The following is a 15,676-nucleotide window of genomic DNA, read 5'->3' on the forward strand; positions in this document are numbered from 1 at the left end:
CTATTTAGTTTGAGTGAATGGTCTGTTTCATCGTCTTTTGGATACATGCGATAACGCGGTGCTGATCATCTTCTGTCATTTGGGAACCGGAAGGCAGACAAATTCCTGTGTGGAACAATCGTTCTGATACATTGTCTCTATCCCTGTGGGCGTAGAATGAAGCTCCTTTGAAAATAGGCTGCAAATGCAGCGGCTTCCATACCGGCCGAGCCTCAATATCCTGTTCGCCCAATGCGGCAAGCACTTCACGAACGCTCGTGCCTGATTCCTGCTCTTCAAGCGTCAGAACCGTAAGCCAGCGATTGGAGCGTGTACCGGCTAATTCCGGCATCAGCCGGACGCCTGGCAAATATGCTAGCGCCTCTTGGTAGCGATCAAATACCTGCCTTCTGGCACTAACACGATCTTCCAGCACGGCTAACTGCGCTCTGCCAATGCCTGCCAGCACATTACTCATGCGATAATTAAATCCCAGTTGGCTGTGCTGATAATGAGCGGCTTGATCTCTGGCTTGCGTTGCAAAAAATCGGGCCCGCTGCAGCTGCTCGACATCATCGGAAATCAACATCCCGCCGCCCGAGGTCGAGATAATCTTATTTCCGTTAAAGGAATATACGCCGTATTTGCCAAAAGAGCCGCTGGCTTTCCCTTTGTAAGATGAACCTAGCGATTCAGCAGCATCCTCAATTACTGGGATTCCATAGGCATCACATAACTGAGTAATGTCATCCATTTTTGCACTTTGCCCATACAAATTGACCACAATGACAGCTTTGGGCAAATGACCCTCCCGACCGGCTTCATGCAGCGCATATTCCAAAGCCTGTGGAGACATATTCCATGTCTCTGGCTCTGAGTCAATGAAAATCGGACTGGCTCCGCAATAAAGGATAGGATTGGCACTCGCTACAAAAGTAAGACTGGAACAGAAGACCGTGTCCCCTTCTTTGACTCCAATGAGCTGCAGCGCCAAATGAATGGCCGCCGTTCCTGAGCTGACAGCCGCGGCATCTTTCACCCCTACGTGCGCAGCAAGCTCCTTCTCGAAAGCATCCACGTGCGGACCCAACGGAGCGATCCAATTTGTATCAAAAGCGTCCTGGATATACGACATCTCATTCCCACTCATATGTGGCGGAGAGAGATAGATCTTTTTGTTAGGCCCAGTCATTACGTTGTCTCACAGCCTTCCCGAATTTTCATTAATAATCTAGCCGGCGTCCCAACTGCCGTCATATGTGAGGGAATATCGCTAATCACGGTGGCACCAGCTCCTATGACCGCCCAATCGCCTATGTTCTTTCCCGGGATGATGGTTGCTCCTGCGCCTATCATGGCGCCTTCTTCAGCGCGGACAGCCCCCGTCAGCAGCGATTTCGGAGCGGCATGCACATAGTCTCCCATCCGTGCATCGTGCTCGATAATTGCACCGGAATTAATAATGGCGTGGTCGCCAATGACAGCATCCGCATTGATAATCGTATGGGCCATAACAACCGTGCCGTGGCCAATCGTTGCACTTTTGCTAATAATGGCTGTCTCATGGATTAGTGATATGTAGCTTTCTCGTGGAAAGCCCAGCTTGTTTACGATCGACTTGCGAATGGCATTATTCCCGATAGCAATAACAAATTTTAATTCCTTCATTCGGTCTATCAGAAAGTGCGCAGAGGAAATTGGACCTGTGTAGACGTCATCAACTAGTTGTAAATGATTGTAACGATCATCCAATAAGCCAATGATCCTATCCTTACCCCTGGAATGAATGAGTTCCTTCACCACTTTGCCATGACCGCCTTCACCGATAACAACAATATCCATGCTGCCTCACCTCTTATCAGGAAAGATTGGATCCGGAGAATTTCTCCATCGTGACATGATTGCCATGACTAATACCGTCAGATCTAAGCACTTTCATAACGGTTAAAGCAAGGATTTTCAAGTCAAGCAGAAGGCTCTGTTTCTCCACATACCAAACGTCCAGCTTAAATTTATCTTCCCACGAAATCTGATTCCTGCCATTTACCTGGGCCCAACCCGTGATCCCCGGTCTAACCAAATGACGTTTCGCCTGCTCCTCCGTGTAAAGCGGTAGATAGTCCATTAACAATGGCCTTGGTCCTACCAGGCTCAAATCACCTTGGATGACATTAACTAATTGCAATAACTCATCTAAACTATACTTGCGCAACAATTTACCAAAGGGCGTTAGACGTATCGAATCTGGCAATAACACGCCTTCACTATCTCTTTCATCCGTCATAGTTCGAAACTTATAGAGATTAATCGGTTTCTCATGGAGTCCTGGCCTCATCTGTTTGAAGATGACAGGTGAACCCAGTTTATATCTCACCAGAACAGCGACGATGCCGATAATCGGCAGAAATAGGATGAAGAGCGGAACGGCAATCAACAAATCGAATAAGCGTTTCATCAGCTATCTACTCCTAAGGTCTCATCTAAATATTTTGGATCGAATGCGGTCCAGCTTCCAGGCAAAATAATTCCTTTTCCGGGTCTTCTGGCCGTCCACGGCAACCAACCACCGGTTATTGCTGATCATGAGCTGATCAATGTGGTGCATGCCATCTTTGCGCCAATCGCTCTCCTTATTCGTGCCATGCAGGATGAGCGATACTTCTTCATCGTCATATTCAAATTCGGATAGTTTATTTATTTTGAACAGCCTCACTGAACTTCCATAATATTGGGAGCCGTCTTGTGTATAACGATAGAGCTGATTTCCACAAGCGATAAGGCGTCCCCCAGGTCTTGTAATTCGTTTATCATTCGTAATCATCGGGCTTTGAGTGTGCTGCATCCATGGCCCCTGCAAGTGATCCGAATGAAATAAGTGAAGATTGCCTCCTTCTGAACCCGCGAAAATCCACCATTTTTCCTCATATTTTACGATTGAGGGGTCCAAGTAGCGGCCTGGGAATAGCTCGCAATCGATCTCCCATTCTGTAGGAAATTTCTTAGCTTTGTACAATAAAACACGATCTGCCCCTGTCGTTTCCGGCAGCATATAGATCTCTTCTCCGATGACAAATACTTGCGGATACGATAAATGATATTTCTCGCGCAGCACGATCTGCTGGTACTCCCATTTATCTCCGTCCTCGCTTATCGCTACGCCGATTTCTCCCCGTGCTGACCCTTTATTAAATACTTCAAAGAATAAATAGTACTTCAAATTATGCTGGATGATGAAAGGGTCTGCGACAAATTCAGCTTGCACATCACGAACATCGGAAGCTTGCAAAGAGGGTCTATCCATATTCGCTTTAATGTTGCACTGGGAAATCATGTCTTCAGACGGGAACACCTTGATGGACCAAATCTGATCTTCCATTCCCTTCTGAATCAGAGAAAGCAGATTGTACATTTTGCTTAGAGATCTCCTGTTTAAGGCTGACAATCTATGTCCCCCTCAAGACGGAAATGATTTGCTTTTTGATTTCTTCAATCAAATCTTTGGCTTGAAGATGTTCGGAATCCTTGCCCAAACGGTAGACATCCATAACAATTTCTTTCATTTGTTGATTCGTCAACGCCGAAATATCCATGAATACAACCTCATTCTGAATTAGTTAAACTTGATATTGATAAACGTCTTTCTGATAACCATAAGGGTTGCTCGCTTGCCAGCGCCAAGCATCTTGACACATATCCTCGATCCCTTTCTGAGCGACCCATCCGAGCTCCCTTTCTGCCTTGGAAGGGTCCGAGTAGCATATCCCGATATCACCCGTTCTTCGATTCGTAAAAGTATGAGGAATGGATATGCCGGTTACTTTCTCGAATGCAGTGATGATCTCTTTCACACTGTAACCGCGCCCAGTCCCTAGGTTATAGGCTTCTATGCCTGATCCTGCCATCACCTTCTCAAGAGCATTCAGATGCCCTCGCGCCAAATCCACGACATGGATGTAGTCTCTAACACCCGTGCCATCTGGCGTTGCGTAGTCGTTTCCGTAAATCTGCAGCTCTTTCAATCGACCTACCGCTACTTGTGTAATAAATGGCATCAGGTTGTTCGGCTTGCCGTTCGGATCTTCGCCAAGATATCCGCTGCTATGAGCTCCGACTGGATTGAAATAGCGCAGCAGCGCAATACTCCATTCCGTATCGGATGCATGCAGATCCGTCATCATTTCTTCAATCATCAATTTCGTTCGTCCATATGCATTCGTTGCCCCAAGTGGCGCATCCTCAGCAATCGGCACGCTTTCGGTCGTTCCGTATACGGTCGCTGATGAACTGAAGACAATCCGTTTCACCCTATGCTCTTGCATGAGCTGAAGGAGTACGAGGGTACCCGTCATATTGGTGTGGTAATAACTTAAAGGCTGTTTCACCGATTCCCCTACTGACTTTAAACCTGCAAGATGAATGACAGCATCAATCTGATTTTGTTCGAAAATCGTTTCCATTCCTTGTCGGTCTAAGAGATCGGTGTGATAAAACGGGAATTCTTGGCCTGTTAATGCCTTCATACGTCTGATGGCTTCCAAGCTGCTGTTCACAAGATTGTCGACAACCACGATGTCGTAGCCGGCACTCAACAGCTCCAAACACGTGTGACTTCCTATATAGCCAGCACCGCCAGTTACAAGGATTGACATTCTTTCTTCCTCCATTCCATTACCATAATTTCAAATAATCACTTCTATAAATAATATTTAACGTAATCACGTTCTCGTAGTAGAAATAAACGGCATAGAAACCTAGAATTGCGTAGTAAATCAGCTTCTGCTGTCTTTTTACAAATAAACTTATGACCCATGAAATCAAGAGAACGTTGTATAGGCCGAAGTAGATTGTGAATCTGGCAAATATCCAGTTCTGTGTGGCAACAGCCATAATCACAAAATTCAGCAATGACATGTTGACTATGTAATCACTTTGCGGGAACATCTCTCTCAACTTGTGTCTGCCCAGATAAGCAAAAATTAGTGGGACGGCCCCAACTGCTACGCGAATGACGCTAGCTCCGCCTTCCTGGAAATTCTTGTATTCGCTGTAATGGGAATCTGCAATGGCTGAGAAGATCAGATCCGACAAAACGTTATATCCCAAAATCAGCACGATCGCCAGAACGAAAAGAACAAATGTCGAGGATGTCCAAGCCTTCCTTCTCACCACAAAATAGATCGGAATGAGAATTAAAGCACTCTCGTGAAAGGTTGAAGCAAAAGCGACAACGAGAAAATATTTCTGCCAGTTTCCCGCAAATAAGTATTTCGTAGCGGCAAATACAATGGCGGATGCCAAGAACTGGCGCACCCCGTTCATGGATACAATGTACAGACCAGAAGTGATGTAAACATAAATGCTAACTTCGAATAGTTTGGAATACTTGTATAACACATAGACGATCAGTACATTCGTTACTAAGGCCGTTAGAAATATTAACAATTGCGGATTATCCGTATAGGCTTTCAATATCATTTGCAAAACGCCAAAACCGATATCCTTCTCAGCTTTCACTTGATTCCAGGTAAAAGCATTGAGCTTGTAGGCATACATGTAAAAGAACGTATCCCCAATGTTGTTGCGCAATCCAGCTATAAGTACGAAGGTTGCCATCACAATGGCGGCTAACCATTTATTAGGCTTCATCACAGAGAGGCCAGAGCCGATCGTCACTGGTTTGGCCAGTTGGCGGGAAAGGAAGGAGGCGATGTAGACGACAATCAGATTAACCCATATGATAGCCATTCAGATGTTCCTTTCGGATGTTTAAGAGATTCTTGTCTTTCTAATCATGTACCAATAGAGGAAAATGCCTGGCGGAATCGCTAGAACGGTCAGCCATTTGGCCGGCGTTTCCTTCATGAAGCTGCGATTCTTCGACGTTAAGCTGCTGGACACATAATGAATTGATTGCCGGAATTTAAACAACAAGCTTGCAAAAGGGAGTTTCATCAGCTCTTTACGGTAAAAAGCAAACCCTCTTGGGTTCTTGCGATACTGCTTGAGCATGTTCATGGAGGAGCCGTCTGGCAAATACTCCACATGGCAGAGCACATGATTCATCAGCAGCAATTCATATTGCTGATCCAACATATAGTACTTATAGGCCAAGCCTACATATTTCTCATTTTCAAAAATGGGGTAGGGATAATCCCGCGTCAGTTCCGTCCGATAGACGAGTTTCTTATCTCCAGTAACACCATATTTGCTGTACAATTCGAACAGCGTTGAAGTCTTGCGATCTTCCGGCAGCTTCGTGCCAATCAATCGACCGTCTGTGTAGGCATCCAGCCCGATGATTCCGCTCACCTTCTCGCTTCCATGTTGTGCCCAGAACGCAAGAATGTTGGCCACAGCCTCATCCGGCATATAGTCGTCGGAATCAATGCATACATTCAACTCCGTATTAATTAGCTGATACGCCGTATTATGAGCTCCGTGCATCCCTTGATTTTCTTGCTGATGATAACGAATTTGGATCTCCTTCTCGGCTATCCAACCTGCCACCAACTCGCGCGTATCATCCGCTGATCCGTCATCAATAATGAGCCATATGAAATCCTTGGACGTCTGTCGTTTCAAACTCTCGTAACATTGCCCCAGACAATAGGCTCTATTGTACGTCGGCGTAAACACTGTCAACCGCTTCACATCATCACCCCGATATGCCTAAATAAAAACCTTCGGTCCACGCTGCTGTACTCTTAATATCGTATCCCTTGCTGGATAAGGAGGAAGCGGGTATCTGGCGGGGAAATGTTCCCGCAATGAGCTGCTTCATTCGGTCTACCCACTCCTTTTTGTCCCCCAGCGACAAGCGTTCTACCAAATGAATGTCCATATCCACTTCTTGCGTAATTCGATCCGATATCAGGCAAGGAAGCCCTGCGCCTTGCGCCTCAATGAGCGTCACCGGAAGCCCTTCGTGCAAGGAAGGGAAAGCAAACATATCGAAGGCTTGCAGCAGCCGCGTAATATCCGTTCGTACGCCTAGAAATTTAACCTTGTCTTGCAAATTTAATGCTTTAACTCGCTTCTCCACAAGCGCTCTTAGCGGTCCGTCACCTGCTAAAACCAATAGCGTTTCCGGCTTCTCACGATTTAATTGGGCAAAAATATCGATCAGAAAAGCATGATTCTTCTGCTGGGCGAATCTTCCGACATGACCAACGACATAGGCATCTGCTGGCAGTTTCAGTTCTCGTCTGACCTGATCTCTCACCAGAGGCGAGAAAGCAAATTTATCACTTTCTATGCCATTCTTGAGAATGAGCGCTTTCTTCTCTTGATTGGTAAATAACCATTGGGCTGCTTTCCGTGAGCAGGCTACAAAATGGGTCGCGCAGGATCTGATGAATGTTCCCGCGAACCATTTGTAAGCCTTGGCTGCGATTCCGCCCTCACTGCTCGTATTGTGACTGTGTGCAATCCGAATCGGTGTTCCGGCTTTCTTCGCTGCGCGCAGCACGAATCCACTCATTTTATCCATATGGGCATGAACGATCTTATAGTTGGGATGGGCAGCGAAGAAGTCATCCAACGCTTGAATATATCCCTTATGACCAATATCCGAAACATAGGGAATGCGGTGGATCGTCCCTCCCATCTCCTGAATCTCCGCATCGAAGGCGCCTGTTTTGCAGGTTAGGAAATCAAACTGAACCTTCGTACGGTCCACATTCCGATACAAATTCATCAGGAGGGTCTCGGCTCCTCCGCGGTTCATATTCACCACTACGTGTAGAATTCTTATTGGATTGCCCACATGACATCCACCTTTTCGTCCATGAATAGAGCGTATATCCTGCTCTTCTCTGCCAAAATCTGCTGGATTGCGTACCGCTGTTCCACTAATTCGCGGCCTTGCAAGCCCATATGAACCCTTAACTCCTTGTTATGCACAAGCAGCTTCATCTTCTCTGCCAACGCCTCATGATCGTTAGGCGTTACCAGATAACCATTCTGCTCTTCGTGAACCAGCTCATGATGACCCCGATTCCTACTGGCAATAATCGGAAGTCCACAGGCCATAGCTTCCATTATATTCACGGGCAGCCCCTCACGGAGGCTTGAGGCTACCGCAATATCACACATCGGCAATAACTGATCGATGTCATTGCGATATCCCAGAAACGAGACGTTCCCAGCAACATCCAGCTGATCAGCGAGTTCCTGGCATTGTTCTTTCAATGCGCCTTCTCCAGCAAGCAAAAGTTTGACGCTGGGAGCATCAGCTTTGATGAGGGAGAGAGCTCGTATTAGCATCTGTTGATTCTTATTCGAGTTGAATTCAGCCGCATAGAAGAGCAGAATATCCTCTGGCTGAAATCCATAAGACTGTTTCATTTCCCGTTTATCCGCCTCACCCACAGGTTTGAAACGTTCTGTATCAACACCCACGCCACGTACATACTCTACGTGCTGAGCGCGGAATTTCCGGGAAACAGCCAATCGGTAATCTTCCTCATTAATGGTAATCAAGCAATCCGTGAAATAAGAAAGAATTTTCTCCAATGGATAATAAACCAACCAACTCGCCAGAGAGGAGCCTTGGCAAAAGTGAAAACCATGAGCCGTATAGATGACCCTTGTCCCCTTCTTCCTGGCTGCCCGTGCTGCCAATCGGGCTAATACGCCACCCATCGGCGTGTGGCAATGAATGATGTCGAATTCTTGCTCCTTGATCATTGATTTAAGCTGGGCATACGCCTTCAAGTTCATTAGCTTGAAAGGTGATCGCTGTATCGGAAGATTATACTTCTTATCTACATAAGGAAGCTCCATACCTCCTTTAGCAGCAACATGGACTTCCCAGCCCTGCTCCTGAAACCATTTCATATAGGGAATATGAAAGGCTTTGAAGTGATAATCAACCGTCGCACAAAACAGTACTTTCTTCGGCATCTGCATCCCCTACTTAATTAATTCCTTCTCTACAATAGAGGCAAGGTATTTGAGCAGATCATATTTCAGATCTTCCCGCTGCAGCGCATAATCAATGGAAGTTTGGATAAAACCTAACTTCTCCCCCACATCGAATCGCTGGCCTTCAAATTCATACGCATAGACAGATTCAAGCCGATTCAACTCCGCAATCGCATCTGTCAGTTGGATCTCACCGCCGGAACCCGGCCCTTGATTGCTTAAAATATCGAAAATTCTTGGTGTTAGAATATACCGGCCCATGATCGCCAGATTCGAAGGAGCTTCCTCCCGTTTCGGCTTCTCCACTAAGTGGTTGACGCTGAACAACCGCTTATTTATTTCTTGTCCGTCCACAATGCCATAACGCGACACTTCTTGAAGCGGCACATGCTGCACGCCAATGATGGAAGCTTCGAGCTTCTCGTATTGCAGCATCATTTGCTCCAGGCAAGGTTGTTGTGCCCGAACAATGTCGTCACCCAGGAGCACTGCGAAGGGTTCGTTGCCGATAAACTTGCGCGCGCACCATATGGCATGTCCAAGACCTCTCGGCTCCTTCTGACGGATATAATGAATCTCTACGCGGGAAGACTTCTGAACTTCCGTTAGCAATTCGAATTTCTGTTTCTCAAACAAATTCTGCTCTAGCTCAAAGCAATTATCGAAGTGATCCTCAATGGCTCTCTTCCCTTTGCCAGTTACGATAAGAATATCTTCGATGCCAGACTCGATGGCTTCTTCAACAATGAATTGAATCGTAGGCTTGTCGACAATAGGCAGCATTTCTTTGGGCATTGCCTTGGTCGCTGGCAAGAAACGTGTCCCCAGACCCGCTGCGGGAATAATCGCTTTTCTTACTTTCATGTCGTTGCTCCTTTTAGCCAATCGAGACTAGTTTTTTCGGAATCGGAATGACCTTGCTATTGGCTAAATCCAGCAACTGTGTTCGCAAGCTTTCTTTATCCAATGTGGTATAGATGGAAATAATTTCTTTGATCTCTTCCATGTAGAGATTTGCTGTTTTGCCAATATAAATTTTCGGAAACACTTGCTTTCCATCCACTTCATCAGCTTTCAACAACTCTTCATACAGCTTTTCTCCCGGCCGCATACCCGTAAATTCGATACCTATATCCTCTAAGGAATTCCCAGATAGCTTGATTAAGTTCTTAGCCAGATCAACAATCTTCACCGGCTCTCCCATGTCCAGCACGAAAATTTCTCCCCCTCTTGCTAGCGCGCCAGCTTGTATAACGAGGCGGGAAGCTTCAGGAATCGTCATAAAGTAACGAATCATATCAGGATGCGTCACGGAAACAGGACCGCCCTTGACAATTTGCTGCTTGAACCGAGGTATCACGCTGCCGCGACTGCCCAGTACATTGCCGAAACGCACAGCCACGAACTTCGTCTTGCTCGTTTTATCCATGTCTTGGATAATCATTTCTGCCATTCTTTTCGTAGCGCCCATCACACTTGTCGGATTGACCGCCTTATCCGTCGATATCATGACGAATGTATCTACCTCATACTGGCTTGCAGCCATCGCCACGTTCATTGTGCCTATAACATTGTTCTTAAAAGCCTCTTCCGGATTGCGCTCCATCAGCGGCACATGCTTATGGGCAGCGGCATGATAGACGACACTCGGCCGATATTTATTCATAATCGACATCATTTTCTTAACATCCTGCACATCCGCGATTTCTGTCATAAATTCGATTTCTGTCCGTCCGTATGTATCCTTTAATTCCATTTCAATGCTATAAATACTATTCTCACCGTGGCCTAGAAGAATCAACTTCTGAGGATTAAACTTCGTCACCTGCCGACAAATTTCAGAACCAATCGACCCGCCTGCCCCGGTCACCAGCACCACGCGATTGGCGATATACTCCGAGATGCTCTCGATATCCAGCTCAATCGGTTGACGTCCGAGCAAATCCTCCACCTGTACGTCCATGAAGTGATTGACAGAAAGCTTGCCTGATACAAGATCCTCCAGCATCGGAAGCGTTTGTGTTCTCGCTTTGGTCTTCGTACACTCTTGGAAAATGGTGTTTAATTCCTTTTTGCTCAGAGAGGGAATCGCGATAATAATGTGATCGATATTCAGGTCTTTTACCGTTTGCTCGATCATCTCGATCCCACCCTTAACAGGAATGCCTAGAATGTCGAGGCTATGTATATTCACATTGTCATCAATAAAAGCAACAGGTAAGAGTTCAGCATCAATGCTCTTAATTAATTGTCTGACCACCATCGTCCCTGCCGAACCTGCACCAACAATCAACGTTCTTTTCTTATTCACAGATTTATTAATGTAGGTACTCAGAATAAGTCTCCAACCGAAACGCGACCCGCCGATCAGCAGCGAATGCAGCATCCAGGTCACTGCCAGCAGCCGAAAGTAAATGTCGTGAACAATGATTTGCTGCACGAAAGCGACCGTTATGATTGAAAACGTGATCGCTTTGAAAATAATCAACAGCTCCGTTATACTGGCATGTTCCCATGCCTTTTTATAGAGCTTATAGATCAATGAGAAGAAATGATGACTTAGCAGCAGCGTAATTGAGCTTACAACCAGCGGAAGCGACACTAAGTGGAAATCAGCGCTTAACAAAAAGTGACTAACAAAAATTGAAGTTAACACGATAACGGAGTCTATGGCGATGAGCAGCGATAACCGTTGACGATATGACAGAATAATCCACCCTTTCCGTAAAATAAATTCTTTATATAGAACAAAATGTTTAAATTTTTTTACTTTCTACATGCTGATTACAAAAAAGAATAGACTGCGACCAGAGAACGAACAAAAAATGTGGCATGATTCTTTATAAAGAACAATTCTGTATAGACTCATTCTAGTTCTTTATATCGAACATGTCAACAGCGTAATTGTAAATATTCTGTGCCAAATAACCGAAAATTGTTCATTATAAAGAATCAACTAAATCTTATTCTCAACGCGCCGAAATAGGGGTAAGCATCGCTTCCCCCTCACCAAAACTTACGCTCAAGTTAACAACTCCTTGCTCACTTGCACTAATTCGGCACTTGTCAGTATGCGGTTATATAGGAGCAGCGCACAAACCGTTGTATTGCTGTTACTGAGCGTTAGGCCATCAAACTTAAGATGGTTATTTACCACTTTTATCTGATTAAGCGAACCATTCAGAAACAAGGAAACTTGTTTGCTATTAGCATCATAGGTTAACTGGATCACATACACCTTACCATTCACAATGGATGAATCAGCAGTTGCGGCATCATCTCTGACAATAACTGTATTTCCACTTGTACCGTCTGCAACCACCACCTGAGGATGGACATGAAAAGCGCCAACGTTATAAGTGCCTATTACAAATCTTCCTAGGATGCTAGCCTGAGGTGTCCCTATCTGGATCGCTACGTTATTCTTGTTGCTGCTAAAAATATTAGTTGAGAACGTGCCTACATTAATCGCACCCATCACAACGACTGTGAAGGAGCTGCCAATACTTATTCCAAGGTTAGTTATATCGGGATTATTGGCATAGCCTGTGCCTGTGGATTTTAAACCTGCACCTTGCCTGCCTTCGGTTCCATCCGTATTGTATCCGTTAAGAACCAAAGGCATAGCGCCTGCCAAGTCCGTTTGAGTAGAACCTGTATCTTGACTAAAGTCATAGTTATGAAGTAGGCCACTAGTTAATGTTGTACTATTCGGTATTGCGAATGTCATCTTGCTATAGGTTGAAGTCTTTACAATCGATGCATTTAATGATGTGTCTACGGCAAAGTATTTTAACGTAGTTGTAGCATTGAGGGGAATCGGAGAGAGATAGACAGAGCTTACAATAGTCGGGTTAGCTCCATTCAATGTATAGTAGATTGTCGCTGCTTTATTCGCAATTAAATTTACAAATACCGTCTGGTTGAAGGCAAACGTCATGCTTTCCGGATATGCTTTGACAACCGGAGCAATCGTATCAGGAGTACCTAGGCTAGCTGTCGTAGCTGATATTGTTGCTGCAATGGACCTATTTATAGATACATCAAGGCTTACAGCCCGAACTGTATATGTTTTTCCGGCTATTAAACCTGAAATGGTATACGAGCTGACTGCCTTATCAATAAGGCCGGCTACTGTATAATTCGTACCATCGGAAGAATAAGCAATCTCTGTCATAATCGCATTCGCAGATGCGGATGGAATCCATGACACATTAATGGAAACAGCTGTGAGTGTCCCTACTTTTAAATTGGTTACAGGGCTGGGGGCATTAGAGGCAGTAGAGGTGAGGACTTGTACGGTTGGGTTATCAGTTGAACGATTATTAGAGATGTCAATGGCCGTAATTCGGATTACATACAGCTTGCTGGCGCTGAGTCCTGTTAAATTATAGGAAGTCCCAACTACCGAGTCACTAGCAATGGTATAATTCGTTCCATCCACACTGTAACCTACTTCATATTTAGCCGTATCGGAAGAGATTGAGTGGGTCCAAGTTACTGTTATCGCGCTAGAGGTTACATTCCCGACTTTGAGATTGGTTACCGCAAGTGGCGGAATGATATCATTTATTGTTCCATTGATGTTGTTAACTTTACTATCGAGAACGCCATTAATGACGTTGTTGATCTGTAGGTGTTTAGGATCTTCTACGATATTGACTACTGCTGTCTGAACCACGTTATTCTTAAAAATAATTGGTGTCTGTGAAGCACGGGAATCCCCCGCGTTAATCGCTTTCATGGCAACGTCTGATTTGAATCGATTTCCATCTAGAATTATACGTTCACTAATGAAGGTCTCCCATGCAAAATCGAGCATAGCTCCGTTGGCAGTAGCCGTCGTATAGTTAAAAATATTCTGGGCAAAGATCAACTCCCCGCCTATATCCGCAAGAGTAAAGGCAGAATTTTGCTTGCCAGCAAAAGTACTGTTGCTTACTTGAAGCATAGCAACTTTTTTACCCGAAACAGTTGTAAATAACGTATACGTATCCCAATCAAACCCGCATCCATCAAATACATATTCTGCTTGAGGGTTATTAACGATGGATAATGGACCAGGATTAGAGAACCTGCAGCCTGAATACCTGCCTGGCGGCAAGCATGTCATAATATTCTGATCATGTTTGGTGTTGGTAAAAGTAATATTGTTCAGTATCCAACCGTTCTTCGTTTCATTAGCCACCCAGGTTAAAGCGCTGCCCATAACGCCGCTGCCTTCAATCACACAATCAGAGAAGGTTTGAGGTTCGATAGAGAAACTAAGCGTAGCGCCTAAACCTGCATATGAGCTGAAGAAATCTTTGTCATTGCTAAACTTGCAATCATTAATGCCAACACTATAGGCCTTATCTCTATTTACGTTGAGCACACTATTATGAAATAGACATCCGTTTATAAGTATATCTCGATCTCCTGCACTAAGTACGAGTTTAGTGCCATAGAGATGATTATTGGAGAAATTAATTTGTCCAGCAAGTTGGGCACCTACATCTCTTAAATCATTGCCTTCCATAATCACCTTATCCGCACTGACATTAATTGCAAGTGTACCCCCATTAATCGCATTGTTCGTTATGTTGATATGTCTACCTGCGACAGCAATGATATTATAAGATTTATTATCGTGTAGGTTGTTATTCTCTATATAGATGTATTGATTAAAATCATACATATCCTCAATATCTATAGCCCCTTGCGGAGCAGTTCCTTGAATATGGTCAATCTCATTGCCTCTAATATACACATACTTGGCTCCGTTGACTGAGATCCCCAACCTTCTGCAATCATGTATACGGCATTTTTCGATGTATACATTCTTGGCAAACTCAACTACTTTCAGCGTGAGGGTTGTCTGTCCTGCAGCTGGTACTGCACCTTGATGAATAACAAATTTCGCATAGCTTGGCCCTTTAGGGACTTCAACTTCATCATAAAATTGCACGTTCGATTTGGCTGAATAACATGTATCATCTTTATTATAAAAAATGACATCGTACAAGTCTGAAGTTATACCTGTTCCAAGTCCCCCGTAACTATCGCCATAGAGTCCAAAGTAACCCCACTTAAGGATATTCGCTTGACTTAAGTCGATCTTGACAGAAGATCGAATTCGATTATTATCCGGTTGCAAGGATCCATCCGTGAGGCTGATTCTGCCACTTTCAAATTTCCCATCAAAGGTATAGCCAGCAATCTGTCCGTATAAGCTTCCAAGTGAGATCCCATCACCTGTGCAATTCAGAATTTCAAGGTTATCCAGCGTAAGGAACCTAATATTAGAACCAATTATAGGAATATTATTTACGTAAATCCCATGTCCGCCTTCATGGGTACTTTTAATGGTCGTGTAATCATGCGTGTCCCTATCACCTTGAATGATGCCATTTGTAACTCTTGAGAATTGTTGATTTCTTTGAAACATGATGATGGCATAACCCACTAAACCATTGCTCTGGATTTTTAGTGTAGATCCATTTAAGTTTAATGTCATGTAACTTTGAGGCTCTATAGGCGTATTCTCATCAATCAGATATAAGCCTTTTGGAAGTATGGCCTCTGCGTAACCTTGATCAGAAGCAAACTTCAATGCATCGTTGATCCCCTTGCTAGTGTTTAATGCTTCTGTCCCATTATTCTTTATACCCCAACGATCCAACTCAACTTTGTAATCACCGCCATCTGCCATTATATACACACCTCCATGTTAAAAAGATATTCATTTGAAGGTGCTTATGCTACGAACGTTTGCCTATTCATCTCCGCTAGC

13 protein-coding genes are annotated in these 15,676 nt (G+C 44.6%); all 13 read right to left on the reverse strand.

All coding sequences use genetic code 11. From position 1 onward, the window contains the following. Positions 1-4: 4 nt before the first annotated feature. Positions 5-1,171, reverse strand: a complete 1,167-nt coding sequence (locus IEY34_RS07535; protein ID WP_189009879.1) for a DegT/DnrJ/EryC1/StrS family aminotransferase — start codon at positions 1,169-1,171, stop codon at positions 5-7. Next, positions 1,171-1,821, reverse strand: a complete 651-nt coding sequence (locus IEY34_RS07540; RefSeq protein ID WP_189009881.1) for an acetyltransferase — start codon at positions 1,819-1,821, stop codon at positions 1,171-1,173. The genes IEY34_RS07535 and IEY34_RS07540 overlap by 1 nt, the downstream gene beginning before the upstream one ends. A 16-nt stretch (positions 1,822-1,837) precedes the next feature. Then, complete coding sequence (locus tag IEY34_RS07545; RefSeq protein ID WP_189009883.1) at positions 1,838-2,434, reverse strand: sugar transferase; 597 nt, start codon at positions 2,432-2,434, stop codon at positions 1,838-1,840. 21 nt (positions 2,435-2,455) lie between these two features. Further along, positions 2,456-3,388 carry a glucosamine inositolphosphorylceramide transferase family protein gene (locus IEY34_RS07550; protein ID WP_189009886.1) on the reverse strand — a complete coding sequence of 311 codons (933 nt, stop codon included), beginning with the start codon at positions 3,386-3,388 and terminating at the stop codon, positions 2,456-2,458. 34 nt (positions 3,389-3,422) lie between these two features. After that, a complete protein-coding gene (locus tag IEY34_RS07555) occupies positions 3,423-3,569 on the reverse strand; it encodes a YwzD family small protein (RefSeq protein WP_189009887.1) in 147 nt (48 codons plus the stop codon). A gap of 24 nt (positions 3,570-3,593) precedes the next feature. Beyond that, positions 3,594-4,628 carry a UDP-glucose 4-epimerase GalE gene (galE, locus tag IEY34_RS07560; RefSeq protein ID WP_189009889.1) on the reverse strand — a complete coding sequence of 345 codons (1,035 nt, stop codon included), beginning with the start codon at positions 4,626-4,628 and terminating at the stop codon, positions 3,594-3,596. Between the two features lie 19 nt (positions 4,629-4,647). Then, positions 4,648-5,724 carry an EpsG family protein gene (locus IEY34_RS07565; protein WP_189009891.1) on the reverse strand — a complete coding sequence of 359 codons (1,077 nt, stop codon included), beginning with the start codon at positions 5,722-5,724 and terminating at the stop codon, positions 4,648-4,650. 21 nt (positions 5,725-5,745) lie between these two features. Next, the gene (locus IEY34_RS07570) at positions 5,746-6,630 is read right to left on the reverse strand and encodes a glycosyltransferase family 2 protein (RefSeq protein WP_189009892.1); all 885 of its coding nucleotides are present in this window, start codon (positions 6,628-6,630) and stop codon (positions 5,746-5,748) included. A 4-nt stretch (positions 6,631-6,634) separates the two neighbouring features. Next, a complete protein-coding gene (locus tag IEY34_RS07575) occupies positions 6,635-7,744 on the reverse strand; it encodes a glycosyltransferase family 1 protein (protein WP_189009894.1) in 1,110 nt (369 codons plus the stop codon). Continuing rightward, the gene (locus IEY34_RS07580) at positions 7,729-8,883 is read right to left on the reverse strand and encodes a glycosyltransferase family 4 protein (protein ID WP_189009896.1); all 1,155 of its coding nucleotides are present in this window, start codon (positions 8,881-8,883) and stop codon (positions 7,729-7,731) included. The genes IEY34_RS07575 and IEY34_RS07580 overlap by 16 nt, the downstream gene beginning before the upstream one ends. A 9-nt stretch (positions 8,884-8,892) precedes the next feature. Further along, on the reverse strand, positions 8,893-9,768 hold the full coding sequence (gene galU / locus IEY34_RS07585; protein ID WP_189009898.1) for a UTP--glucose-1-phosphate uridylyltransferase GalU: 876 nt from the start codon (positions 9,766-9,768) through the stop codon (positions 8,893-8,895). Positions 9,769-9,781: 13 nt separating this feature from the next. Beyond that, complete coding sequence (locus IEY34_RS07590; RefSeq protein ID WP_189010131.1) at positions 9,782-11,611, reverse strand: polysaccharide biosynthesis protein; 1,830 nt, start codon at positions 11,609-11,611, stop codon at positions 9,782-9,784. A 315-nt stretch (positions 11,612-11,926) separates the two neighbouring features. Continuing rightward, complete coding sequence (locus tag IEY34_RS07595) at positions 11,927-15,595, reverse strand: fibronectin type III domain-containing protein (protein ID WP_189009900.1); 3,669 nt, start codon at positions 15,593-15,595, stop codon at positions 11,927-11,929. Positions 15,596-15,676: the final 81 nt, after the last annotated feature.

Origin of the sequence: Paenibacillus marchantiophytorum (assembly GCF_014640555.1) — a bacterium.
Lineage (GTDB): Bacteria > Bacillota > Bacilli > Paenibacillales > NBRC-103111 > Paenibacillus_E > Paenibacillus_E marchantiophytorum.

Coding starts and splice junctions, on each gene's coding strand:
- IEY34_RS07550 (WP_189009886.1), bottom strand. CDS start 3,388: ATGTACAATCTGCTTTCTCTGATTCAGAAGGGAATGGAAGATCAGATT.
- IEY34_RS07555 (WP_189009887.1), bottom strand. CDS start 3,569: ATGGATATTTCGGCGTTGACGAATCAACAAATGAAAGAAATTGTTATG.
- IEY34_RS07580 (WP_189009896.1), bottom strand. CDS start 8,883: ATGCCGAAGAAAGTACTGTTTTGTGCGACGGTTGATTATCACTTCAAA.
- IEY34_RS07565 (WP_189009891.1), bottom strand. CDS start 5,724: ATGGCTATCATATGGGTTAATCTGATTGTCGTCTACATCGCCTCCTTC.
- galU (WP_189009898.1), bottom strand. CDS start 9,768: ATGAAAGTAAGAAAAGCGATTATTCCCGCAGCGGGTCTGGGGACACGT.
- galE (WP_189009889.1), bottom strand. CDS start 4,628: ATGTCAATCCTTGTAACTGGCGGTGCTGGCTATATAGGAAGTCACACG.
- IEY34_RS07545 (WP_189009883.1), bottom strand. CDS start 2,434: ATGAAACGCTTATTCGATTTGTTGATTGCCGTTCCGCTCTTCATCCTA.
- IEY34_RS07595 (WP_189009900.1), bottom strand. CDS start 15,595: ATGGCAGATGGCGGTGATTACAAAGTTGAGTTGGATCGTTGGGGTATA.
- IEY34_RS07540 (WP_189009881.1), bottom strand. CDS start 1,821: ATGGATATTGTTGTTATCGGTGAAGGCGGTCATGGCAAAGTGGTGAAG.
- IEY34_RS07535 (WP_189009879.1), bottom strand. CDS start 1,171: ATGACTGGGCCTAACAAAAAGATCTATCTCTCTCCGCCACATATGAGT.